Raw genomic sequence first — 19,220 nt, forward strand, 5'->3', positions numbered from 1 at the left:
TAGTGAAGCCAAATTTACATTTTTTAACATACAAATTCACTAAATAATTTGTTAAGAACCTTTTTAGAATTAGTAATTTGCGTAAAAAAGCACTTGGAACACAGCACTTTTAAAATATATAACGCTTCCGCGGGCTCAGGAAAGACGCATACGTTAACCAAGGAGTACCTTAAAATTGTTCTTTCTACGGGTGATCGTTTCAGTAAAATTTTGGCAATTACGTTTACGAATAAAGCTGTGAACGAAATGAAACACCGAATTCTGGACAGTTTGTTCAAATTTGGCAAAGTAACTGATGAAGTTGGGGCTCCCCCGCTTTTCTTGGATCTGATGCAAGAACTGAACGTAGATGCAGAAACACTACGCAAACGCTCCAAGCAGACCTTAAAGGAGATTCTGCACAACTATGCTTTTTTTGATATTTCTACTATAGATAAGTTTACGCATAGATTAATTAGAACTTTTGCAAAAGACTTGAAACTGCCCCAAAATTTTGAGGTGGTATTGGATACGGATTTATTGTTGGATGAGGCAGTTGCCAAATTGGTTCATAAAGCGGGAACAGATAAGCAACTGACAAAGGTTTTGCTGGAGTTTGCCTTAGAAAAGATTGATGATGATAAAAGCTGGGATATTGCTTATGATCTTGGGAATATTGGTAAGTTACTTTTTAGGGAAAATCATGCGGAGCACCTTCAAAACTTAAAAGATAAGGATATTAAAGATTTTGTAGAGTTGAAAAAAACTTTACGCTCACGAATAAAGGCTGCTCAGGAAAGTCTCGTGGATTTTGCTTCTCTAGCGTTGCAGCTAATGGAGGAAAACGGGTTGGAATACAAAGATTTTAAGGGAGCATATTTTCCAAAGTTTATGGACAAGATTGCTGCTGGAGATTTGACAATGGATTTTAATGCAGCTTGGAAACAAAATTTTGTTGATGCTGTTTTGTACAACAAGTCTACTCCAGATGGCACTAAAGCTACATTAGATGATTTGCATCCTCAGTTTTCTGAAATTTTCAACAAGATAAAGCATACTTTTTATGAACTTTCCTTTTTAAAGAATGCCTATTCTAATCTGGTGCCCTTAACGGTTTTGAATGCCATACAAAAGGAAGTTAAAAACTTACAGAATGAACGTGACCAACTTTCTATAGCAGAGTTCAATACCATTATATCAAAAGAAATAAAAAATCAGCCTGCGCCATTTATCTATGAGCGTTTGGGTGAAAAATACCGTCATTATTTTGTTGATGAGTTTCAAGATACATCAACATTACAATGGAATAACCTAATCCCTCTTATCGGTCACGCCTTAGAAGGAGAGGATCTGCAGGGGGACAAAGGCTCATTGTTTTTAGTGGGAGATGCCAAGCAGGCAATATATCGCTGGCGTGGTGGCCGTGCCGAACAATTTTTGGATTTGGTGAATCAGACGGCGAGTCCTTTCGCAATACCGGCCCAAACAGAATCTCTACCAACAAACTGGCGGAGTTATGATGAGGTTATCAAGTTTAATAACGATTTTTTTACAGCTACCAGTCCATTTTTGAATAACGCCATGTATAATACCATGTTTGTTGATGGAAACCAACAAGGCTATAATTCTAAAAAAGGCGGAACGGTACAGCTTAATTTTATTGATAAGGACGAAGATAAAACAAGGGATGAGCAGTATTGCGATGAGGTATTGAACACCATAGCAGCTGTAATTGAAAAAAAATATGGATATGAAGACATTTGTATTCTAGTAAGGGGTAACCGGCAAGGTGTATTATTAGCAGATTTTCTTACACAACAACAAATCCCAACTATTTCGTCTGAAAGCCTACTGCTAAATAGCAGTGAAAAAGTACGTTTTCTGGCAAACCTTATAACGTACATTGGCAATCCCAGTAATCTGGAGATAGTCTATGATATACTGGCCTTTCTTTCAAAAAACGGAAAGAACAGACATCAATATATCTATAAAAATCTAAAAAACTTAGAATACCTTTTATTAAAGGAATATAGTCTTGACGTTAATGAACTAAAACAACTCTCAGTCTATGATGGTTTGGAGCGGGCTATACGTCAATGTAATTTAGTAGAAGGTTCTGATGCCTATATTACCTTTTTTATGGATTTTGTCCTTGAAACCGAACAAAAGGAAGGAACAGGCGTTCAGGCTTTTTTGAACCTTTGGGAAAAGAAGAAAGAGAAACTTAGTATTTCGGCTCCTGATAATATAGATGCAGTACGCATTATGACGGTGCATAAGTCTAAAGGACTTGAATTTCCCATTGTGATATTTCCTTTCGCCAATGAGCATATTTATAAGCGGATGGATAAAAAAATATGGCTTCCTTTTAATGCCGATGCTTTTGACGGATTTGAAGAAATTCTTATAACCGAGAAAAAGGAAGTTGAGAATTATGGTGAAGAAGCTGCCCGAATCTATTCTGAAGAAGAACATAAAATGGAGCTTGATGCACTTAACCTATTATATGTAGCATTAACACGTGCGGAGAAAGCCCTTTATGTCATTTCAGAAAAAGACTTGGCAAGAGGAGAACATAAAACCGATTATTATTCGGGCTTATTTATTGATTACTTAAAAGGCAAGAACCTATGGTCGGATGACCAATTAGTTTATGGCTTTGGTGATTTGGAGGAAGCTCCAGTCATTCACGAACCAAATGAACAACAGAAAATAGATTACAGTTATACGCATAAGGACAGGTCTAGCTTTAAAATATTGACACGTTCCGGAATGCTTTGGGATACGGACCGCGAGGCTGCGCTTTCAAAAGGTAATCTTATACATTATATATTAGGTTTCATAGAAACGGAAGATGATATTGAACCAGCGCTACAGAAAGCAGTGCAACAGGGCGAAATAGAAAGCCAGGAAGTAGATGAGATTAGGAGCAAGCTGCAACGTGTGGTAAAACATCCTGAACTCAACGTCTATTATAGTAAAGGAAGTATTATAAAGAATGAAAAAGATATTATTACTGCTGCCGGCAAGATGTTAAGGCCAGATAGAATAGTAATTAGAGAAAAACGCGCAACACTAATAGATTATAAAACGGGTAAATCAAATCCTAAATATAAAGAACAATTATATTCCTATGCGGATGCTTTAGAGGATATGGGGTATGTTGTAGAGAATAAGGTTATAGTTTATATAAACGAAAAAGTAGCACCAGAATTCATATAATAATATGTACGGAAAAATCAAAGAACACCTAGAGAAAGAACTTACCGGTATTAAGGAAGACGGCCTTTATAAAAGTGAAAGAATAATAACAACGCCTCAAGGTGCTGTTATTAAAATTTCTACAGGAGAAGAGGTTATAAACTTTTGTGCGAACAACTATTTGGGTCTTTCGTCGCACCCAGAAGTTATTCAAGCGGCAAAAGACACATTGGACAGTCATGGTTTTGGTATGTCTTCAGTACGCTTTATTTGTGGTACTCAAGATATTCATAAGGAACTGGAAAAGAAAATTGCTGATTTCTATGGTACGGAAGATACCATATTATATGCAGCGGCCTTTGATGCCAATGGTGGAGTTTTTGAACCATTACTATCTGCAGAAGATGCTATTATATCAGATTCACTTAATCACGCCTCAATAATAGATGGGGTTAGATTATGTAAGGCGAAGCGTTACCGTTATGCGAACAGTGATATGCAGGATCTAGAAAAGCAACTGATACAAGCCAATGAAGATCAAGCACGATTTAAAATAATAGTAACTGACGGTGTTTTCTCTATGGACGGCCTTGTGGCTCCTTTAGATAAAATTTGCGATTTGGCAGATAAGTACGATGCCATGGTAATGATAGATGAATGTCATGCCACAGGCTTTATAGGTCCTACGGGAAAAGGTACGTTAGAAGAAAAAGACGTTATGGGCCGTATTGACATCATTACGGGAACGTTAGGTAAAGCACTTGGTGGGGCCATGGGTGGTTATACTACAGGGAAAAAAGAAATTATTGAGATTCTACGCCAACGTTCAAGACCGTATTTATTCTCTAACTCTTTGGCCCCTGCTATCGTGGGTGCATCTATTAAGGTGTTTGAACTTTTAGAAGATGATACTTCCTTGCGTGATAAGGTCCAGGAAAATGCCGCTTATTTTAAGGTCGGAATGAAGAAAGCAGGCTTTGATATTATAGATGGTGAATCGGCTATTGTACCTGTAATGTTATATGACGCTAAATTAGCGCAACAAATGGCAAGTCGTTTGTTGGAAAAAGGAATTTATGTAATAGGATTTTTCTTCCCAGTGGTGCCAAAAGGCAAAGCAAGAATACGTGTTCAGTTGTCTGCCGCCCATGATATCAAGCACTTAGACCTTGCAATAGAGGCTTTTATTGCCGTTGGAAAGGAGTTAAAAATCGTTTAACTGCATTATTTACGGTATTAAATGCGTTAAAAAAAATAAGAAATTGATTTTGTTAATAATATTTAACAACTTACATTTGCAGCTAATAAACACTTAAACTTAAAAATTAATACATGAAACATCTTAGCAAATTATTCGTTGTTGCTGTCCTTATTGTAGGCATCAACAACATGCAAGCGCAAGACGAGAATAATCCATGGCAAGTACAATTCGGAGTTAATGCCATAGATGTGTACCCGACTAGCGATGACAATTTCCCGACACAGACTAGTTCTTTCGGTAATGAGCTTTTCAACGCTACGGATCACTGGAATATTCTTCCTTCTATTTCCTATGTTGGTGTATCTAGATCTGTAGGTGACGGTATCTCCGTTGGTGTAAGAGGATCTTTAAACAAAATCAGCAAATTAGGCGATATTGGTGTAGACGATCTTTCTCACTACGCTTTAGATGGTACAATTAAATATAACTTCCTTAAGGAAAAAGTTGTAGATCCATTCGTTGAAGTAGGTGGTGGTTACACTTGGGTTGATGAAATTGGTGCTGGTACTGTTAATGGTGGTGTTGGTGTAAACTTCTGGTTTACTGAAAACATCGGTCTTACTGTACAGACTACTTACAAGCACGCTTTTGAAGATTACGGTCGTAAGCACTGGCAACATTTAGCAGGTATCTCTGTTAAGTTTGGTGGTACTGATACTGACGGTGATGGTGTATATGACAAAGATGATGCTTGTCCAGAGGTTGCTGGTCTTGAAGCTTTCAACGGTTGTCCTGATGCTGATGGCGATGGAATCGAAGATAGCAAAGATGCTTGTCCTAACGAAGCTGGTTCTAAAGAAATGAACGGTTGTCCTGATGCTGATGGTGATGGAGTTGCTGATAAAGATGACAAATGTCCTAACGAAGCTGGATTGGCTAACCTAGCAGGTTGTCCTGATGCTGACGGTGACGGAGTTGCTGATGGTGACGATGAGTGTCCTAACGAAGCAGGTCCTGCTGAGAACAAGGGTTGTCCTTGGGCTGACGGTGATGGCGACGGTGTATTAGACAAAGATGATAAATGTCCTGAGGTTGCAGGTACAGTAGCTAACGCTGGTTGTCCTGAAGTAACTGAAGAAGTACAGAAGCAATTGAATGACTATGCTAGAACTATCTTGTTTGACACAGGTAAGTCTTCTATCAAAGCTGAGTCTACTTCTGTAATGGTTGACATCATCACTATCTTAAAAGAGTATCCTAATGCTAAATTTACAGTAGAAGGTCACACTGATAGCGTTGGTAGCCAGAAATTGAACCAAAGCCTTTCTGAGTCAAGAGCACTTTCTGTAAAAGAGTTCTTAGTAGAAAAAGGTATTGAAGAATTTAGATTGTCTGCTATCGGTTACGGTGAAGACAAGCCTATCGCTTCTAACAACACAAGAAGTGGAAGAAAAGAAAACAGAAGAGTTGAGATTAACTTAGTAAAGTAATTCTCTTAACTAAATAAGTTTAAAAGCCCTGACATTTGTCAGGGCTTTTTTTATTTTTGACTATGCAGAGTTTTCTAGAAGAAGTAGTCAAAGAAGTATGGGAAAAATACAGTTCGCACGAGCATATCGTTTTTGTGCTTCCAAGTAAGCGGGCCGGTACTTTCCTCAAAAATGCCATAGCAAAATCTGCGGACAGCACTTTTTTTGCTCCTGATATATATAGTATTGAAACCTTTATTGAGCAGATATCTGGTTTATCCTACGCTAGTAATACTCAGCAGCTTTTTATTCTCTACAATACTTACCTAAAAGAAACTTCACAAGATAGAGACAGCTTTTATAGTTTTTCTAATTGGGCACAAACCCTTTTACAAGACTTTAATGAGATTGACCGTTATCTGGTTGATGCCAAAAAACTCTTTTCTAATTTAGCTGCAATACAGGAATTAACCCATTGGTCCCTACAGAAGGAAAAGACCAAAATGATGGAGGATTACCTTCGGTTTTGGAATAACCTGGAATCATTATACGGTAATTTTAATACGGCTTTATTGAGCGTGGGTCTTGGACATCAAGGTTTGGTGTACCGCAAAGCCCATTCTGAGTTGGAAACTTACTTAGAAAAGAACCCAAAGAAGTTTTTTGTATTCATAGGGTTCAATGCTTTGAATACGGCAGAAACTAAAATAATACAACATATTCTTGATCATGCCAATTCTGATATTTATTGGGATATAGATTCTTACTTTTTAGAGGATAAGGTTCATGACGCGGGTTTCTTTTTGAGACAACACCTTAAAACGTGGCCTTATCTAAAAGAAAATGCACTTAAAGGTGTAAGCTCATACTATCTAGGAGATAAAGCGATTAACGTGATCGGAGTGCCCAAGAATGTCTCACAAGCAAAGTATACTGCCCATTTACTTGAGAGTATTCATGGCCAGAAAGCTTCTGATTTAAAACGAACCGCTGTTGTACTAGGTGATGAATCTCTTTTAAACCCAATTTTAAATTCTATACCTGAATGTATTGAAAGGGTCAACGTAACCATGGGTTACCCTTTAAATAAGATTCCATTGGCTAGTTTATTTGATCAGTTTTTAAACCTGTATATCAATAGGAACGAACAAGGTTGGTTCTATCAGAATATACTATCATTTTTGGCGCACCCTTATGTGCATATACTTTTAGGAAATGATAACGAAGGTCACAACGTAGAGTCTATTGAAGAAGTTATAAAAAATAAGAATTGGGTGTATATCAATACAGATCATATTAAACAAGTGGAAAAAAATGGCACTATGGCCTCCACATTGCTATTTCATGAAAAAACACCTACTCCAAAAGAAATTCTAGAACACTGTTTGCGTATAATAGCAGCGCTTAAAGACAAACTTCATGATACCAAAGATGCTTTGTCTCTAGAGTATCTTTATAGATATTTTAATTTATTCAACCAGTTGTCTGATTTGGTGGAGAAGTATGATTTTATAACGGACCTTAAATCCTTATTGGGCCTTTATCGCGAGCTATTATCTTCTGAAACACTTGATTTTCAAGGGGAACCATTAGAAGGATTACAAGTAATGGGAATGCTAGAAAGTCGTAACCTGGATTTTGAAACGGTTATTATTACTTCCGTAAACGAAGGAATACTTCCTTCAGGAAAATCAAATAATTCATTTATTCCATTCGACTTAAAAGTACAATTAGGGCTTCCAACCTTTAAGGAAAAGGATGCTGTATATACCTATCACTTTTACAGGTTATTGCAGCGTGCTAAAAATATCTATGTCCTGTATAACACAGAACCAGACGTATTAGAAGGAGGAGAGCGTAGTAGACTTATAAACCAATTGCTGACTGATGAGAACAGAAGTTCTATTATTAATGAGAGCGTAGCATCGCCAATCATATCACCTAAGCAACATGTTTTAGAGTCTATTGAGAAAGACAGTTGCTTGCTAGAACTCATTAAGGCGCACGCTTTAAAGGGGTTTTCGCCTACATCGCTTAGCAACTACGTTAGAAATCCTATTGATTTTTATAAAAGGAATTTACTTGGTATTGATGATGTGCTTGAGGTTGAAGAAACTATAGCAGCCAATACTTTTGGTACTATTGTTCATGATACTTTAGAGGACCTCTATACTCCTTTCATCGGAAGTATTTTGACTGAAGAAAAACTAGTGGATGCTAAAACTAAAGTAGCAGAATTAGTAAAAAAACACTTTGCTAAGACCTATTTAGATGGTGATATCTCTAGAGGTAAAAATCTCATTGCCTTTAACGTGGTTCTTCGTTACATGGAGAACTTTATTAATTTGGAAATTGACGATGTCAAAAAACATCAGATTAAAATAGTAGGCTTAGAAGCTAATCTTAAGATATCGCTAGATATTCCTTCGGTAGACTTTCCAATTAATCTGAAAGGTAAATTAGATAGGATTGATGAAATAGATGGAACGTTAAGAATCATAGATTATAAAACGGGAAGAGTTGAACGGAATCAATTGGAAATTGTAGATGGTATATCCATAACATCAGATTATAAATTCAGTAAAGCTTTTCAGCTCCTTTGTTATGCCACAATGTACGCTTCTGAACATCCGGAAGTACTTATGGAAGCAGGAATTATATCCTTTAAAAAGCTGAGTTCTGGCGTAATGAAGTTCGCGACAAAGGATAAGGCGGGCAATGGCGCAAAAAAAGAAACAAAAATAGGGAAAGAAACTCTTTCCCTATTTTATACTGAGCTCACAGCTTTAATTACTGAAATTTGTAATATTAAAGTTCCGTTCGAGGAGAAAGAAGTATAACTCCCAACCCAGTAGAAATTCTATTTTTTATCCGGTCTAGTAGGTCGCACTTCTATTTTACTGGGCAAGGTACGCGGATTCATTTTCAATAAGTCCAGTACAAGTTCGCCAATATCCTCAGGCTGTATTTTCCAAGCATCTTTTTCATCTGGTTCATTACCTGCAAAATGGGATGAAACAGAACCTGGCATAATTGTAGAAACTTTAATATCATACTTGCGTAGGTCTAACATGACTGCTTGCGTAAAACCAACTACACCAAATTTAGTAGCGTTATAGCCTGCTCCGGATGCGAAAAAATTTGTGCCGGCCAAACTTGCCAGAGTAATATAATATCCCTTTGATTTTTTTAAAGCTTCAACCGAAGCTTTTAACGTATGGAAAACACCGCTAAGGTTAGTATCTATCATTTGATGCCACGCGTCTTCCGTAAGCTCGTCTACGGGTGCAAAATGACCTACACCTGCGTTTGCTACAACAACATCTAACTGGCCCCATTTATCCAATATTTTTTTAACAGCAGCCTTTTCATCGCCGTGTTTTGAAACATCTGAAGCCAAAGCAAGAACGTGGTCTTGGGCATTTAGCTGTTTTGCAGCTTCCTCAACTGTCTTAAGGGTTCTTCCGCTTATGGCCACTTTAGCTCCTGCTTCTAATAATTTAACAGCAACACCGTACCCTATTCCTTTTGAACCTCCTGTTATATAAACTACTTTATCATTTAAATTCATATCGTTCTTTTTTATAAAATTAAATCTATAAAGATTGAAGAAGAAGTCTTGGACGTTATTCTTTTCTTAAATAAGAAGTTGTCCGTTCTAAAAAGGGGGTAAAATCATTCTATCGATACTATTTATGCAATTTTAACAACCAAAATTGTTAATATTTGCACTGACTTAGACACCTGAGTGTTGATTCTGTAATTTTTCTTGTCAATACCAGAATAGAAACCTATTTTAGAGGCTTAAGGTTGTTTGAAATATAATGCAAAATAGTATTTCAAAGAATAATATAACCGAAGTAAAAATTATAACAAGTGACGAAATTTTTAGACGATAATTTCTTACTAGAGAGTAAGCAGGCACAGTCGCTCTATCATGAGTATGCTGTTCAAATGCCTATAATAGATTACCATAATCATCTCCCGCCAAAAGACTTAGCAGAGAATCGGGTTTTTACAAATATTACAAAAGCTTGGATTGATGGGGATCATTATAAATGGAGGGCAATGAGAACTCTTGGTATTAACGAAAAGTATATCACAGGAGATGCAACGGATAAGGAAAAGTTCGTGAAATGGGCAGAAGCCGTTCCACATACCATGCGAAACCCTTTGTATCATTGGACACATCTGGAACTTTCAAGATACTTTGGTATAACCGATACCTTAAGCGGAAAAAATGCTTCTGCAGTTTACGATGCTACTACAGAAATGTTACAATCTTCAGAATTTACTTCTAGAGGGTTGATTAGTAAGATGAATGTAAATATGCTTTGTACTACTGAAGATCCAACGGATACTTTAAAATATCACAGGCAGTTGGCCAAAAGCGACTTTACAACCAAAGTGAGCACAGCCTTTAGACCAGATAAAGCCATTTTGATTGGTAGCGAAACTTACAATGAATATATTGAGAGCTTAGAGAAGGTTTCTAACTCTGCTATCAACACGTATGACCAGCTTTGTGATGCATTGCGTAATCGTATCGAATTTTTTAATGCTAACGGTTGTTTCGTGTGCGACCACGGTTTGTCTCACCTCTATGCAGAAGATTTTAGGGAAGTAGAAGTGAAAGCAATTTTCAAGAAAAGGAGAGAGGGACACCAGGTAACCCAAGAAGAGGCCGCAAAGTTCCAAAGTGCTATTTTGTTGTATCTCTCAGAAACCTATCACGAGTTTGGTTGGGTGCAACAGTTTCATTTAGGAGCGCTTCGTAATAATAATACAAGAATGTTAGCCGAACTAGGTCCTGATACCGGTTGGGATTCTATTGGTGATTATACGCAAGGCGAAAGTCTTTCTAAATTTCTGGACACCCTAGATCGTAGAAATAAGCTTACCAAAACCATACTTTATAATTTGAATCCGCGTGATAATGCTTTAATGGCAACAATGGCGGGCAACTTTAATGATGGTAGCGTTAAAGGAAAAGTTCAATGGGGTTCCGGTTGGTGGTTCTTAGACCAAAAGGATGGTATGATAGAGCAAATCAATACCCTTTCTAACATGGGCCTAATAAGTAGTTTTGTGGGAATGTTGACGGATTCTAGAAGTTTCCTTTCCTTTCCGAGACATGAATATTTCCGTCGTATTCTCTGTAATCTTTTTGGCAATGAAATGGCCAAAGGAGAATTGCCTAACGATATGGAGTGGATTGGTAAAATGATACAGAATATCTGCTACAATAATGCTAAGGAGTACTTTGATCTCTAATTTGATTATTATATGAAATTGAATGTAAAATTTGTTTTTTTCTGTCTGGGTATGTTTTTGATTAGCGGCTGTGGCGAACTTGGTGGAAACCGCACTATTCGTTTGGCCCACGGGTTAGACGTTAACCATTCTGTACATAAGGCCATGGTTAAAATGGGTGAGGACTTAAAGGAACTTTCTGGTGGTAAAATGCTATTGGAAATTTATCCAAACCAACAATTGGGCACCGAGCGCCAATGTCTTGAATTGCTTCAAATAGGAAGTTTAGATATGACCAAGGTGTCTGTGGGAACCCTTGAAAATTTTGCACCTAAAATGAGAGTGTTGGGTTTACCTTTCTTATTTAGAGATAGACAACATTCGTTTGATGTGCTTGACGGTCCTATTGGCCAAGAGTTATTGAATGACGGAGAACAGTACTGGCTTAAAGGATTGGGGTATTATGATGCGGGAAGCCGTAGTTTTTACACGAAAGACAGACCTATAAATAATCCGGATGATCTTGCGGGATTAAAAATCAGGGTTATGGAGAGTGTCACGGCCATGGATATGGTTAAGGACCTTGGAGGTTCGCCAACACCTATTTCTTGGGGTGAATTGTACACGGCATTACAACAGGGCGTGGTAGATGGAGCAGAAAATAATCCGCCTAGTTTCTATCTTTCCAGACACTACGAGGTTTGTAAATTTTACACTTTAGATGAACATACCGTACTACCAGATGTCTTATTAGCAGGTACTCATTTATGGGATAGCCTTTCTGAGGAAGAGCAAGGATGGTTAAAGAAAGCTGTTGATGGTTCAGTGGGTTACCAAAGAAAATTATGGGGAGAGGCGGAAGATGAAGCCCTAGCTGAGGTGGAAAAAGCTGGTGTTGAAATTATTAGACCAGATAAAACGCTCTTTTCGGAAAAAATAAAAGACTCGTTTGACAAATACAAGGATGACGAAGTTATCTACAAATTGATTCAAGAAATTCAAGCAACCAAATAATATGGAATTAAGGAAAAACATTGATAAAGTGTTGGCCTATTTTCTCGTCACGATAATGGGAATAATGGTCTTAAACGTACTGTGGCAGGTATTCAGTCGGTTTTTATTGGGTTCACCAAGTTCATTTACAGATGAGCTAGCCAGATACCTAATGATTTGGGTTGGAATTTTAGGTGCCGCATACGTATCAGGTAAAAATCTTCACGTTGCAATTGATGTGTTGCCAAAGCGTTTCAGTGAGGGAACACAAAAGAAATTACAATTAATAGTGCATTGGTTGGTCATTCTGTTTAGTCTTGGAGCTTTGGTTATTGGTGGTTCTAGATTGGTTTACATTACTCACGTTTTGGACCAACATTCGCCAGCTTTACAAGTGCCATTATCTCTTGTTTACCTTGTGATTCCTATTAGCGGAGTGCTAATTATCTATTATAAAATTTCTGACCTTCTTAAAGACTAAGTATTATGGAGTATTTACCAATTATAGTTTTGGTCCTGAGTTTTGTAGTTCTATTGGCCATAGGAACTCCCGTTGCATGGAGTATTGCCATATCATCTGTTCTTACCATGTTGGTAAGCATTCCTGTGTTACCGGCATTTACGACAGTTTCTCAACGAATAGGCACAGGTCTAGATAGTTTTGCCCTTTTAGCCATACCCTTATTTATTCTCTCGGGTGAACTAATGAACAAAGGGGGAATCGCACACCGGTTAATTGCTTTTGCAAAAACATTGGTGGGTTCCTTACCAGGTGGTTTGGCACTAATTAATATTGTTTCCGCCATGCTCATGGGAGCAATTGCTGGTTCAGCCATGGCAGCTGCTTCCGCTATGGGAAGTATTTTAGGTCCCGAAATGGAAAAGGAAGGGTATTCTCGTGAATTTGGTGCGGCCGTGAACATCACTGCAGCTACTACAGGTCTTATTATTCCTCCTAGTAATGTACTTATCGTGTATTCTTTGGCAAGTGGTGGGGCTTCTATTGCAGCTCTGTTCTTAGCAGGATATATTCCGGGTATATTAACAGGACTTTTTCTGATGATCATTGCTTCATTTTGGGCTAAGAAAAAGGGCTATAAAGTTGGAAAACGAAGCACGTTAAAAGAGGTTTTTAAAACTTTTGTTGATGCATTGCCTAGTCTTTTTATGCTGGTAGTAGTTATCGGTGGTATCGTGGCTGGTATTTTTACAGCGACAGAAGCATCGGCCATCGCGGTATTATACAGTATGTTGTTAGGATTTTTCTACAAGGAGATATCACTTCCTAGGCTTCCAAAAATTCTATTGGATTCCGCTTCTACTACAGCTATTGTAATGTTACTGATTGGGGCTTCTATGAGTATGTCTTGGGCCTTATCATACGAGAACATTCCGCAAGAAATTAGTTCAGGTCTTCTTGGTATAAGCGATAATAAAATTGTCATACTTCTTATCATCAACTTACTATTGTTGTTCGTGGGTATTTTTATGGATATGACTCCAGCAGTATTGATTTTTACACCAATCTTTTTACCGGTTGTAACAAAATTAGGATTGGATCCAGTACATTTTGGAATCATCATGGTTCTGAATCTTTGTATTGGTCTGTGTACGCCGCCTGTAGGCTCTGTACTCTTTGTGGGGGTTGGTATTGCCAACACAACCATAGAAAAAGTGATAAAACCGCTGTTGCCGCTGTTTATAGCTATGGTAATAGCACTGTTACTAGTAACCTACATTCCTGCACTAAGCCTTTGGTTGCCTAGTTTGTTTGATTTGTAGAATATAGAACGATAATTTAATTTTGAGAAAACTAACGATTGTATGAGGTGTTTAGAGAGACACTCTATAATTGTTAGTTTTTTTATTGGACATAAGTCAAGAAGAGAGGAATTGTAAGGACTTAACACAAGCGTAATAAAGCCCTAATCTTAACATTACGACAAGGGCATGGATAAGAGGCATCTTTGCCTTGCGCTATCTGGCATACGTTCTTATTTGAATTAGCTTGAATACTATTTAGCCGATGGGGACATCGGTTTTTTTGGTTTTAAAGACTTCTTTTTGTTCTTTCTTTCCTAAAAAATCACGATACCATTTTCCAGAGGTCTTAATAGTCCGTTTTAAAGTTTTAAAGTCGATGTGTACCAAACCGAATCTAGGGTAATACCCTTCGGCCCATTCGAAGTTATCCGTAAAAGTCCACACAAAGTAACCTGAGACTTTAAGTCCTTCTGAGCTGGCTTTGTGTACTTGTTTTAAATAATTTTGAAGATAGGAGGTTCGTTCTAAATCGGTAACTGCTCCATCCTTTAAAGTGTCTTCAAAAGCAGCTCCATTTTCGGTAATCAATATCTTTTTAACACCTTTGTAAGTGTTGAATTTTTTCAACATCTCATAAATGCTAGGTGGGTAAACCTCCCAGTCCATTAGTGTAGTCTGAACGTTTCGTACAGGTGCTTTTACAATTTTGGCTCTTAGATAAGGTACGGTATAACTATGCCTAACCACCTCTCGGGTATAATTTTGAATACCGATAAAGTCAAACTCAAAAATACTGTTTTGCGCATCTTCCGGTCTTTCGTACTTTTTAATTTTCCGTAGCACGGGAATACTTTGGTCAGGATAACCGAGACCTAAACTAGGTTCAATAAAAAGACGGTTTAAAAGAGCATCTGCCTTATCAGCTGCTTTAAGGTCTTTTTTACTATTTGATCGCGGCGTAATTTGAGAACATGAGAAAGTAGTTCCTATAATTGCGCCCGGCACTATTTTACGTAGTAATCGTCCTCCTAAAGCTTGGCATAAAACCGCATGATGTATGGAGGGTATAAAATTTCTAAGCCCTTTCTTTCCTGGAGCATGCACACCCAAAAAATAACCAGCTCCGGTAAATACCATAGGTTCGTTTAGCACCATCCAATGCTTTACGCGGTCACCAAAGGTGTCTGCACATATTTTTACATAATCTTCAAACCAATCTAAAATTTTCCGATTTGTCCAACCGCCCAATTTTTCTAGAGCTTGGGGTAAATCCCAATGATAAAGTGTTATCCATGGCGTAACACCACATTCCAAACAAAAATTAATAACATCATTATAGAATTCTATTCCTTTTTGATTTACTCTTCCCGTTCCTTCTGGTAGTATTCTGGACCAGGACAATGAAAACCGAAAGTGATTAATATTCATCGATTGCATTAAAAGGATATCATCTCTGTACTTGTTGTAGAAATCACAGGCTATCTGTCCGTGCTGATTTTCAAAAATGGTTCCTTTTTTAGTAACAAATTCATCCCAAATAGAAGCTCCTTTTCCATGCGCATCATGTGCGCCTTCAATTTGATAAGCAGCGGTAGAAACCCCCCAAACAAAATCTTCACCAAAATCCTTAGAATCCAAATTAAATGATGATTGCTCACTTGTATGCGTCATTTAAAATTGTTTGTCTTTTTCAAACGTTAATGATTCTTCTAAAACGGATTTAATTATTTCATCTGTTAGGTCAGGGTAGTTCACATCTATCTTGGCCTCCGTGTTAATCCAAGTTTTAATTTTGTCCAGCTGCTTCATTTTTAACGATTTAATTACCGGAACACCCATATCTTTTAATGCTGCCGCATTACATTGTTGCTCATATTGGCCTTTCATAGGAATAACTAATAATTTCTTTTGCATGTATAAAGCTTCGGCGGGGGTTTCAAATCCTGCACCACAAAGTATACCCCTACTACTTGCCATACTGTTAACGAAAGCTTCGTTGGTGATGGGTCTAATGGTAATGTTCTTTGAGAGAAACTCTTTCTGGTTATGTTTTGAGAATATTTGCCATTTTACATCCTTAATTTGCGAGAGCATTTTTAGAATTTTTTCATCGCTATAGGAAGGAAGGTAAACTGTGTAATGTTCTCCCAGGGTAGTTTTGGTAGACCTTACATCTTGCCTAATAATGGGTGTGAATATGTTATCGTCATAATTCTTAAAATGAAATCCGTATTGTGAGGTAGAAGGCGCATACTTTTCAAGTATAATTTTGCCCAGATGGTCTTTTTGTTTCGGTTTGGGAGCATAGCGAGATAAAACAGCCGATTGATGACTAAGAGCCACACATGGTAGGTTCTTGGCTTTGCAGGCCCAAGCAGATATAGGTTCAAAATCGTTTATCACTAAATCATATTCCGCCACGGGAATACTTTTGATTTCTTTTTTTATTCTGGCGGCATTTGTTTTTAAATAGGTGCGCCACATATCAACACCGCCTTTTTTTCCAAAAATGAAACTCCAACCATTGAGTTGATATTTTATGGGGTAGGGTAACTTAATGTCTGCTTGGGTGCCGCTGACCAATATATCTAGTTCAATATTTCTGCTCTGTAAAGCGGGAATGATATCACGGGCCCTACTTAGATGTCCATTTCCCGTGCCTTGTATAGCATAGAGTACTTTCATCTAATGTGTGTTTTGAGGTTGATCTTTGCTCACTTTTGATGTTACCATGGCATTGAACTCCGCCATTAAACTTTGGAAAAGCTCTTTTTTTTCCAACATTTCAACGTGGTCATTACTATCTGAATTATTTGCTTGAATGTGCTTGTCATCTTCATATCTGTATAATGTCCATTCGCCTTTAACGTATTCTAACGCGGTGAGGTTTTCAATCCAATCACCGGAATTTAGATACATTACGGAACCGTTATCGGTTTTAATAGATTTAATTTCCGGCTGGTGAATATGTCCACAGATGACATAGTCAAATTCATTCTCTATGGCAATGTCGGCCGCAGTTTGCTCAAAATTATTAATAAACTTCACAGCAGATTTTACGCTGTTCTTTATTTTTTTGGACATGGAAACAGGACCTTTTCCCAATTTTTTATAACAGAAGTTTACCGCGCTATTTATGAGTATGAGGGTGTCGTACCCAATAGCACCCAGTTTTGCTAGCCATTTAGAGTGTTGCATGGTAACGTCAAAAACATCGCCATGAAAAATCCAAGCTTTTTTGCCATGAACAGGTAAGACTAGTTTATTAACTATACTGAAAGAACCTAGGTTAAAACCTGAAAACTTACGCATCATTTCATCATGATTACCAGTAATGTAGTGCACTTTTACTCCTTTGGTAATCCACTCCATAAGCAGTTTTACAACTTTCATATGGGATTTTGGCCAATACCGTTTATTAAACTGCCATATGTCTACAATATCGCCGTTGAGTACTATTTGCTTAGGGTTGATGGACTTTAAATACTGAATAAGTTCTTTTGCGTGACAACCGTATGTGCCAAGGTGTATGTCTGAAATGACAACAATATCTACTGGTCTTTTTTTCATGGTAAAGAGGGGTTGCTATACTTTCTTGTTTTTTTGAATTTTAGAGGCGAAACGTAGCCTCTAAATTGTAAGATTAGAAGGTTTGTCAATAGGGCCGACAAGTACATTGAAACTATTTTCATCTGAGAAAACAAGTTTATATAAAGGTTGTTCTTTTAGTTTGGTCTACCGTAAACTATAGATTAACAATTCGTTAGTTAATCTTTACATTTTAGGATTTGTTCTGTGGAGGTGTTGTCTCTTTTTTTAGGGTACAATGAGAGTTATCCGTAAACAGTGATTTGAATAGAAGAACTGTATTTTAAACAAGAAAAAACCGATGCATGAGACGTACATCGGTTTTACTAAACTAACTCAAACTAGATTAACTCAAATAATCACACCGCAAAATTCGGTCAAAGAGGTGGTAAAAGAGTTAACTTAATATCAAGCTATCATTATGAAAATATAGGTTCTTTAGGAAGCTGTTGATTCTACTTTCCTAACCTATGATTTACTAAACGCTATGGATACGGAACCACTAACCAATCTATTTTCATTATCAATCCCGCTAAAAACACCATCATGTCTTTCGCTGTCGTCTTTTAAGAAGTAGGTTTTAAAGTAAATATCTACATGGTCAAAGGCTATAATACCTGCAAAATTAAAACTAAAATGTACTACGGAACCTTTGTTGAGTAAATCCAGATTATCTTCTTCAAAATAGACATTCTCTGTTTGAACAATCATTTTATAATTGGTAGACAAAATTTTAAAATAGAGTTTTTCCTCAAATCCGTTAGGAAAATAGAAAGTCAACATATAGGAGCCAGTAAGGCTTTCATATATTGATGCATATGGGCTAGCTTCGGAAATTTCAAGAAAGTGCTTGGGTACTATGCTTTTGTTTACAATTCTTTTGCTCCTGATTTCCATGGCAATATACGGGGGGATATTAGGATTTTTAGACCGCTCCTCCATATCTTCCTTGGAGTCACATCTTTCAAGAATTGTTTGCCCTGCCACGGTATTTGTGTAGATGTCAAAAGTACAGTAGGTACCTATTAAATACCTTACGTTAGAGGGATCGGTATGCCCTATGTAATAGATTTCACTGGCTCCCTCCACCAATTTGCCGTCTAACAAGGTTTTGGAATTAATGTGCAAGGTGTCTTCTCTCCGGACTATATTTCCAAAATTGTAATGCTCTTTTTTCGTTCCATCTTCTTGAGGGTATACATAGGTATGCTTTATCTTTTTCCAGTTGTTGGATATAATTGTTTCTCCTTTTAGGATAACATCATCCTCCCCATAGTAATAGTTTATGTAATAAAAAGTTTTGTTTGCCTGCTCATCATACAATAGGGCAAGCTGTTTTTTTTCCTTTGATTCTTCTAGCCGGTTTTCATCAAGAAAACTATCAACGGAATCATAACCTAAGTATAAAAGTAGAACGGATTTGTAATATTGGTTGATTTTTATGACCGGTTTTCCCTTTCTAAAGTCCCTAACTTTGTCATAAAGATACTTTCCATTGATAAAATCGCTTCCAATATGTTCTAAGTCTTCTTTAAGGTTTGGCTTCTCGGAATCATAATTTCCATACCCATAGAATTGCATGGATTTCGGTATCTCTTTTATACCATGCTTTTTTTTGAAGGTTTCTTTTAATTGCACTATCAAAATTTCAAAATACGCAGCGGTGAGGGGCAGACTAAAAAATTCCTGTTTTTTCATGAATTCCGATTTATGTTTTAAAATTATTAAATAAACTTTTAGTAATCGTAAATAATTGATAAGAATATGTGCGA

Annotated in this window: 13 protein-coding genes; 8 read left to right on the forward strand and 5 right to left on the reverse strand. The window is 37.2% G+C overall.

Annotated features, from left to right (window positions below):
• Window positions 1-93 precede the first annotated feature (93 nt).
• The 4 genes from IWB64_RS06595 (at window position 94) to IWB64_RS06610 (ending at window position 8,690) form a co-directional block, all read left to right on the forward strand.
• Window positions 94-3,201 carry a UvrD-helicase domain-containing protein gene (locus IWB64_RS06595; RefSeq protein ID WP_194533249.1) on the forward strand — a complete coding sequence of 1,036 codons (3,108 nt, stop codon included), beginning with the start codon at window positions 94-96 and terminating at the stop codon, window positions 3,199-3,201.
• 4 nt (window positions 3,202-3,205) lie between these two features.
• The gene (gene kbl / locus IWB64_RS06600) at window positions 3,206-4,399 is read left to right on the forward strand and encodes a glycine C-acetyltransferase (protein WP_194533250.1); all 1,194 of its coding nucleotides are present in this window, start codon (window positions 3,206-3,208) and stop codon (window positions 4,397-4,399) included.
• Window positions 4,400-4,512: 113 nt separating this feature from the next.
• A complete protein-coding gene (locus tag IWB64_RS06605; RefSeq protein WP_194533251.1) occupies window positions 4,513-5,871 on the forward strand; it encodes an OmpA family protein in 1,359 nt (452 codons plus the stop codon).
• 62 nt (window positions 5,872-5,933) lie between these two features.
• A complete protein-coding gene (locus tag IWB64_RS06610) occupies window positions 5,934-8,690 on the forward strand; it encodes a PD-(D/E)XK nuclease family protein (protein WP_194533252.1) in 2,757 nt (918 codons plus the stop codon).
• 20 nt (window positions 8,691-8,710) lie between these two features.
• Here the strand turns inward: IWB64_RS06610 and IWB64_RS06615 are convergent, their stop codons facing one another.
• Entirely contained in the window at window positions 8,711-9,421 is a 711-nt protein-coding gene (locus tag IWB64_RS06615; RefSeq protein WP_194533253.1) for an SDR family oxidoreductase, read from the reverse strand.
• A 305-nt stretch (window positions 9,422-9,726) separates the two neighbouring features.
• Between IWB64_RS06615 and uxaC the strand changes: the two genes are divergently transcribed.
• Genes uxaC through IWB64_RS06635 form a run of 4 tightly spaced genes read left to right on the forward strand, consistent with a single transcriptional unit; the run spans window position 9,727 to window position 13,878 of the window.
• Entirely contained in the window at window positions 9,727-11,124 is a 1,398-nt protein-coding gene (uxaC, locus tag IWB64_RS06620) for a glucuronate isomerase (protein ID WP_194533254.1), read from the forward strand.
• Between the two features lie 51 nt (window positions 11,125-11,175).
• On the forward strand, window positions 11,176-12,117 hold the full coding sequence (locus tag IWB64_RS06625; protein WP_226975995.1) for a TRAP transporter substrate-binding protein: 942 nt from the start codon (window positions 11,176-11,178) through the stop codon (window positions 12,115-12,117).
• A gap of 1 nt (window position 12,118) precedes the next feature.
• Window positions 12,119-12,577, forward strand: coding sequence for a TRAP transporter small permease (locus IWB64_RS06630; RefSeq protein ID WP_155595426.1), 459 nt, complete (start codon window positions 12,119-12,121; stop codon window positions 12,575-12,577).
• Window positions 12,578-12,582: 5 nt separating this feature from the next.
• Window positions 12,583-13,878 (forward strand): TRAP transporter large permease, encoded by a 1,296-nt coding sequence (locus IWB64_RS06635; RefSeq protein WP_194533256.1) that lies wholly within the window; start codon window positions 12,583-12,585, stop codon window positions 13,876-13,878.
• 237 nt (window positions 13,879-14,115) lie between these two features.
• On the opposite strand, the gene IWB64_RS06640 is transcribed toward IWB64_RS06635, so the two are convergent.
• From IWB64_RS06640 to IWB64_RS06655, 4 genes are all read right to left on the reverse strand, one after another.
• Window positions 14,116-15,531 (reverse strand): GH1 family beta-glucosidase, encoded by a 1,416-nt coding sequence (locus tag IWB64_RS06640; protein WP_194533257.1) that lies wholly within the window; start codon window positions 15,529-15,531, stop codon window positions 14,116-14,118.
• On the reverse strand, window positions 15,532-16,545 hold the full coding sequence (locus IWB64_RS06645; protein ID WP_194533258.1) for a glycosyltransferase family protein: 1,014 nt from the start codon (window positions 16,543-16,545) through the stop codon (window positions 15,532-15,534). It lies immediately after the preceding gene.
• Window positions 16,546-17,430, reverse strand: a complete 885-nt coding sequence (locus IWB64_RS06650) for a UDP-2,3-diacylglucosamine diphosphatase (protein ID WP_194533259.1) — start codon at window positions 17,428-17,430, stop codon at window positions 16,546-16,548.
• A 486-nt stretch (window positions 17,431-17,916) separates the two neighbouring features.
• Window positions 17,917-19,146: a hypothetical protein gene (locus IWB64_RS06655; RefSeq protein ID WP_194533260.1), complete on the reverse strand. Its 1,230-nt coding sequence runs from the start codon at window positions 19,144-19,146 to the stop codon at window positions 17,917-17,919.
• Window positions 19,147-19,220: the final 74 nt, after the last annotated feature.

This window comes from Zobellia nedashkovskayae (assembly GCF_015330125.1).
Lineage (GTDB): Bacteria > Bacteroidota > Bacteroidia > Flavobacteriales > Flavobacteriaceae > Zobellia > Zobellia nedashkovskayae.

What these genes read in the sequence shown, in the direction of transcription:
- IWB64_RS06640 (WP_194533257.1), bottom strand. Translation starts at nt 15,531, where the DNA reads ATGACGCATACAAGTGAGCAATCATCATTTAATTTGGATTCTAAGGAT.
- IWB64_RS06605 (WP_194533251.1), top strand. Translation starts at nt 4,513, where the DNA reads ATGAAACATCTTAGCAAATTATTCGTTGTTGCTGTCCTTATTGTAGGC.
- kbl (WP_194533250.1), top strand. Translation starts at nt 3,206, where the DNA reads ATGTACGGAAAAATCAAAGAACACCTAGAGAAAGAACTTACCGGTATT.
- IWB64_RS06610 (WP_194533252.1), top strand. Translation starts at nt 5,934, where the DNA reads ATGCAGAGTTTTCTAGAAGAAGTAGTCAAAGAAGTATGGGAAAAATAC.
- IWB64_RS06630 (WP_155595426.1), top strand. Translation starts at nt 12,119, where the DNA reads ATGGAATTAAGGAAAAACATTGATAAAGTGTTGGCCTATTTTCTCGTC.
- IWB64_RS06625 (WP_226975995.1), top strand. Translation starts at nt 11,176, where the DNA reads ATGTTTTTGATTAGCGGCTGTGGCGAACTTGGTGGAAACCGCACTATT.
- IWB64_RS06645 (WP_194533258.1), bottom strand. Translation starts at nt 16,545, where the DNA reads ATGAAAGTACTCTATGCTATACAAGGCACGGGAAATGGACATCTAAGT.
- IWB64_RS06655 (WP_194533260.1), bottom strand. Translation starts at nt 19,146, where the DNA reads ATGAAAAAACAGGAATTTTTTAGTCTGCCCCTCACCGCTGCGTATTTT.
- IWB64_RS06615 (WP_194533253.1), bottom strand. Translation starts at nt 9,421, where the DNA reads ATGAATTTAAATGATAAAGTAGTTTATATAACAGGAGGTTCAAAAGGA.
- IWB64_RS06635 (WP_194533256.1), top strand. Translation starts at nt 12,583, where the DNA reads ATGGAGTATTTACCAATTATAGTTTTGGTCCTGAGTTTTGTAGTTCTA.
- IWB64_RS06650 (WP_194533259.1), bottom strand. Translation starts at nt 17,430, where the DNA reads ATGAAAAAAAGACCAGTAGATATTGTTGTCATTTCAGACATACACCTT.